Here is a 1,030-nt window from a genome sequence, read left to right on the forward strand (position 1 = left end):
CTGCTCGTGCTCGACGATGCGAACCTGTCGCTGCGCGAAGGCGAGATCGTCGGCCTGCTCGGCCGCTCGGGCTCGGGCAAGTCGACGCTGCTGCGCATCATCGCCGGCCTGATCGAGCCGACCGACGGCGAAGTGACCTATCTCGGCAAGCCGTTGCGCGGCCCGGCCGAGGGCGTCGCGATGGTGTTCCAGACCTTCGCGCTGTTCCCGTGGCTCACCGTGCTGCAGAACGTGGAAGCCGGGCTCGAGGCGCTCGGCGTCGGCGCGCGCGAGCGGCGCGAACGCGCGCTGGCCGCGATCGACCTGATCGGCCTCGACGGCTTCGAGAACGCGTATCCGCGCGAGCTGTCGGGCGGGATGCGCCAGCGCGTGGGCTTTGCGCGCGCGCTCGTCGTCGATCCGACCATTCTGCTGATGGACGAGCCGTTCTCCGCGCTCGACGTGCTGACCGCCGAAACGCTGCGCACCGACTTGCTGGATTTGTGGACGCAGGGCCGCATGCCGATCAAGTCGGTGCTGATCGTCACGCACAACATCGAGGAAGCGGTGTTCATGTGCGATCGGATCCTCGTGCTGTCGTCGAACCCGGGCCGCGTGATCGCCGAGATCAAGGTGCCGTTCAAGCACCCGCGCAATCGTCTCGACCCGGCGTTCCGCAAGCTGGTCGACGACATCTACGCGAAGATGACCGCGCGCCAGACCGGCGAGGCGACGAAGAAGGGGCTCGAACTCGGCAGCTGGCTGCCGCAGGTGTCGACCAACCTGATGGCCGGCCTGATCGAGACGCTCGCGATGGCGCCGTACCACGGTCGTGCCGACATGCCGGAAATCGCGCGCACGCTGCATCTGGAGGTCGACGACCTGTTCCCGATCGCGGAAGTGCTGCAGTACCTCGGCTTCGCGGACGTGCGCGAAGGCGACGTGTTCCTGACGCCGCCGGGGCGCGTGTTCGCGGAATTCGGCACGCAGGAGCGCAAGCTGATGTTCGCGGATCACCTGCTGAAGCACGTGCCGCTTGCTGCCCGGATCA

1 protein-coding gene is annotated in these 1,030 nt (G+C 67.7%); it reads left to right on the top strand.

The features are described 5' to 3' along the window. Positions 1-1,030 (top strand): nitrate/sulfonate/bicarbonate ABC transporter ATP-binding protein (locus WT24_RS25605; RefSeq protein WP_060036226.1); only part of this gene is annotated, 1,030 nt, incomplete at both ends.

The sequence above is a fragment of the Burkholderia sp. MSMB1078WGS genome (assembly GCF_001528895.1).
In the GTDB taxonomy this organism is placed as follows: Bacteria; Pseudomonadota; Gammaproteobacteria; order Burkholderiales; family Burkholderiaceae; genus Burkholderia.